The 4,254-nt window shown below is 70.5% G+C and carries 3 protein-coding genes; 1 reads left to right on the top strand and 2 read right to left on the bottom strand.

Translation table 11 applies throughout. The features are described 5' to 3' along the window. Positions 1 to 140 precede the first annotated feature (140 nt). Together gor and rpiA are read right to left on the bottom strand one after the other, a co-directional pair. Positions 141 to 1,559, bottom strand: a complete 1,419-nt coding sequence (gene gor / locus AC1HC7_RS06830) for a glutathione-disulfide reductase (protein ID WP_479495944.1) — start codon at positions 1,557 to 1,559, stop codon at positions 141 to 143. A 111-nt stretch (positions 1,560 to 1,670) separates the two neighbouring features. After that, a complete protein-coding gene (gene rpiA, locus AC1HC7_RS06825) occupies positions 1,671 to 2,405 on the bottom strand; it encodes a ribose-5-phosphate isomerase RpiA (RefSeq protein ID WP_479495943.1) in 735 nt (244 codons plus the stop codon). Between the two features lie 315 nt (positions 2,406 to 2,720). Here rpiA and AC1HC7_RS06820 point away from each other — a divergent pair, with 315 nt between their 5' ends. Further along, positions 2,721 to 4,115 carry an L-serine ammonia-lyase gene (locus AC1HC7_RS06820; RefSeq protein WP_479495942.1) on the top strand — a complete coding sequence of 465 codons (1,395 nt, stop codon included), beginning with the start codon at positions 2,721 to 2,723 and terminating at the stop codon, positions 4,113 to 4,115. Positions 4,116 to 4,254: the final 139 nt, after the last annotated feature.

Here is a 4,254-nt window from a genome sequence, read left to right as displayed (position 1 = left end):
CGGGCCGCCGCCGCGCCCGCCCTTGTCGCCGTCGCCGCCCCCGCCGCCCCAGGGTCCGCCGGAATTGTTGTTGCTTGGCATGTGGCTCTCGCCCCTTTTCGTTGTCGTCTCGCGCCCGGTCCGTGGGACCGGCGCGGTGTTCAGGTGATGCGCGAACGGGCCGCGCGGGTGACGTGTTCATGCGAATCCGCGCCCGGTTCGGCGTCGCGCCGGACCGGGTCGCGCATGGTGACCAGTTCCTCCGCCGCCGTGGGATGCACCGCGACGGTGTTGTCGAAATCCTGCTTGGTGGCGCCCATTTTCAGCGCCACCCCGGCAAGCTGGATCATCTCGCCGGCGCCGTGGCCGACGATGTGGCAGCCCAGCACCTTGCGGCTGTCGCGCGCCACGATCAGCTTCATCAGCATCTTTTCGTCCCGCCCCGACAGGGTGTGCAGCATGGGGCGGAAGGCGCTCTTGTAAATGTCGATCTCGCATTCCTCGCAGGCCTGCCGTTCGCTGAGCCCCACCGACCCGATCTCGGGATGGGTGAACACCGCGGTGGCGACCAGGGTGCGGTCGGCCTCGGTCGGATTGGCGTTGAACACGGTTTCGGCGAAGGCCGCGCCCTCGCGGATCGCCACCGGGGTCAGCGCCAGCCGGTCGGTGACGTCGCCCACCGCGTAGATCGAGGGCACGGCGCTCTGCGACCAGCGATCGACGATCACCTCGCCGAAGGGCCCGAGCGGCGCCCCGGCGTTTTCCAGCCCCAGCCCGCCGGTGTTGGGTATGCGCCCGGTGGCGTAGAGCGCGGTGTCGGCGTCGAGGGTCTCGCCGCTGGTCAGGGTGATCTTCAGCCCGCCGTCCTGGCGCGCGATCTCGGCGATCTCGGTGTTGACCCGCAGGTCGACGCCCTTCTTGCGCATCTCTCCGGCCACATGGTCGCGCACGTCGTCGTCGAAGCCGCGCAGCACCTGCGGCCCGCGATAGAGCTGGACCACCTCGGACCCGAGCCCGTTGAGGATGCCGGCGAATTCGCAGGCGATGTAGCCGCCGCCCACCACCACCGCGCGTTCGGGCAGATGCGGCAGATCGAAGATCTCGTTGGAGGTGATGGCGTGATGCGAGCCGGGGAAATCCGGCACGAAGGGCGTGCCGCCGGTGGCGATCAGGATGTGCTTGGCGGTGATCTCGTGCCCATGCGACGCAAGGCGCACCGAATGCGGGCCGGTCACCTCGGCGCGGCAGCGATGCAGTTCGCAGCCCGCGAGGTCGAGATTCTTCGCGTAGACGGCCTCCAGCCGGGTGATCTCCGCATCCTTGGCGGCGATCAGCTTGGCCCAGTCGAAGCTGCGCGCGCCGACGGTCCAGCCGAAGCCCGCGGCGTCCTCGAAGGTTTCGGAAAACGACGACGCGTAGACCAGCAGCTTTTTCGGCACGCAGCCGCGGATGACGCAGGTGCCGCCGAAGCGGAATTCCTCGGCCACCCCGACCTTGGCCCCGAAATTCGCCGCCATGCGCGCCGCGCGCACGCCGCCCGAACCGCCGCCGATCACGAAGAGGTCGTAGTCGAAGTCCATGCGTCGTTCTCCGTGCGGGCCATGGTCGCGGCCGTTGGGCGTGTCGCCGCGCGGGCGGCTGGATGCGGCGCCGGCGGGACCGGATCAGCCGATGGGCGTCATGCGCGCCGGTCAGTCCTCATCGGAATCGTCCAGCGTGATCACGTCGGAGCTGTCATCGCCATAGCCCACGATCAGCGTGTCGGCGATGTCGATGAACAGCCCGTTCTCCACCACCCCGGCGATCTGGTTGAGCGCCAGGCTCAGTTCTTCTGCGTCGCCGATGCGCTTCAGATGCAGATCGATGATGAAATGGCCGCAATCGGTGATCAGCGGCTCGTCCTTGTTGAGCCTGAGCGCGGTCATGCGCCCGTCCACGTCCAGCGACTCCAGCGTGTCCTCGACGATGGCCTTGGTGATCTCCCAGCCGAAGGGCACGATCTCCACCGGCAGCGGGAAGGCGCCGAGGCTCTCCACCTGCTTGGAGGCGTCGGCCAGCACCGCCATGCGGTCCGAGGCGGTGGCGACGATCTTTTCCTGCAGCAGCGCGCCGCCGCCGCCCTTGATCAGGCACAGCTCCGGGTCCACCTCGTCGGCGCCGTCGACGGTGAGGTCGAGCCACCCGGCCTCGTCCAGCGTGATCAGCTTCAGCCCGACGCGCTTGGCGAGCTTGGCGGTGGCGCTCGACGTCGGCACGCAGGCGAGGTCGAGAGTCTCGCGGCGGTTGCGTTCGCCGAGCAGTTCGACGAACCACGCGGCGGTCGAGCCGGTGCCGAGCCCGAGCCGCATGCCCGGGTCGACCAGTTCCACCGCCGCCTTGGCGGCCGCCCGCTTGGCGATGTCGGTCTGGGTCAGCTCTTTGGTCATGGATCGGCCCTGGTTGCGATGCGACGCGAAGCGAGTCGATACCTATATACATGCGCGCGCATTGCAAGCCACCCCGCGACCGCACGGCCCCCGCCTGCCGGCGCGCCAGGCTTCGCGCCAGCCTTCGCGCGGGGGCGGAGGCCGCGCGGGGGCGGGGGCGCGTTGCGCTCCGCCGGCGCCGGCGCGGGCGAAGGCGGTTGACCGGCCCGGCGCAAAGGTCGTTTATCTGGCCCGCCCGGTCGCAATGCCCGCCGACGCCGCGCGGCGCCTGTCGCAGACTGGGCCCGATCACCTTTCCATCGGCAGGAGAGCCGCATGTTTCTCAGCGTATTCGACGTCTTCAAGATCGGCGTCGGCCCGTCCAGTTCCCACACCATGGGACCGATGGCGGCGGCGGCGCGGTTTCTTGACGCGCTGCGCGACGGCGACGAACGCATCCCCGGCGCCGGGCCGCCGGCGATGCTGGAATGCCGGCTGCACGGTTCGCTGGCCTTCACGGGCAAGGGCCATGCCAGCGACCGGGCGGTGCTGCTGGGGCTGCTCGGCTTCGCGCCGGACACGCTGGACATGGACAAGGCCGAGGCGGCGCTGGCGGCGTTGCACGACACCGGCATGATCGCCCCCGAGGGCCTGGGGCCGCTGGCGCTGAACGCCGAGACCGGGGTGATCTTCGACTACGGCCCGGCGCTGGAGGGGCACGCCAACGGCATGGTGCTTGAGGCCCGCGACGCCGAGGGCCGCCTGCACATGCGCGAAACCTATTATTCCATCGGCGGCGGCTTCGTGGTCACCGAGCGCGAACTGCGCCAGGACATCGCCCATGCGCCGGTGGACGCGGAGGTGCCTCACCCGTTCCGCTCCGCCGCCGAGATGCTGCGCATGGGCGCGCAAAGCGGGCTTTCCATCGCCGGGCTGAAGCGCGCCAACGAGCACACGAAGATGAGCCCGCCGGAGCTGAACCGCCGCCTCGACGCGATCTGGGCGGTGATGGAAAGCTGCATCGAACGCGGGCTGTCGCGCGACGGCGTGCTGCCCGGGGGGCTCGGCCTGCGGCGGCGCGCCAAATCCATCCGCGAACAACTGGAACGCGAACGCGGCGAAAACCTGCCGCCGCCCCATATCGCCAATGACTGGATCAGCGTCTACGCCATCGCCGTGAACGAGGAAAACGCCGCCGGCGGCAAGGTGGTCACCGCCCCCACCAACGGCGCCGCCGGCGTGCTGCCGGGGGTGATGAAATACTATCTCGAACACGTCCCCGGCGCGGCGCGCAAGGATGTCCGCGACATGCTGCTGACGGCCGCGGCGATCGGCGGATTGATTCGCCACAACGCGTCGATCTCGGGGGCCGAAGTCGGCTGTCAGGGAGAGGTCGGGGCCGCCGCCGCCATGGCCGCCGGGGCGCTGTGCGGCGCCCTTGGCGGCTCCAACGCCCAGATAGAGAACGCGGCGGAAATCGCGCTCGAACACCATCTGGGCATGACCTGCGACCCGATCCGCGGGCTGGTGCAGGCCCCCTGCATCGAACGCAACGGCATGGGCGCGGTGAAAGCCGTGGCGGCGGCCTCGCTGGCGCTGCGCGGGGATGGCGCGCATCTGGTGCCGCTGGACGCCTGCATCGAGACCCTGCGCCAGACCGGCCATGACATGGACGCCAAATACAAGGAGACCAGCCTCGGCGGGCTCGCGGTCAACCTCCCCGAATGCTGATCCGCCCCATGTCCGGGCGCCCGGTCCGCAACCCTGCGTAGGGCGGATCCCGATCCGCCATTGGCCGCGGGGGGGGGCGCCCCGGGCCGCGCGCCCGGGGGGGGGGGGCCCGGCGCGCCCGGCGGCGGGGGGGGCGCGG

The organism is Oceanicella sp., from assembly GCF_056449545.1.
The sequence above is the reverse complement of the archived record's forward strand: the minus strand, read 5'-3'. Positions and strand labels throughout refer to the sequence as shown.

Coding starts and splice junctions, on each gene's coding strand:
- rpiA (WP_479495943.1), bottom strand. CDS start 2,405: ATGACCAAAGAGCTGACCCAGACCGACATCGCCAAGCGGGCGGCCGCC.
- AC1HC7_RS06820 (WP_479495942.1), top strand. CDS start 2,721: ATGTTTCTCAGCGTATTCGACGTCTTCAAGATCGGCGTCGGCCCGTCC.
- gor (WP_479495944.1), bottom strand. CDS start 1,559: ATGGACTTCGACTACGACCTCTTCGTGATCGGCGGCGGTTCGGGCGGC.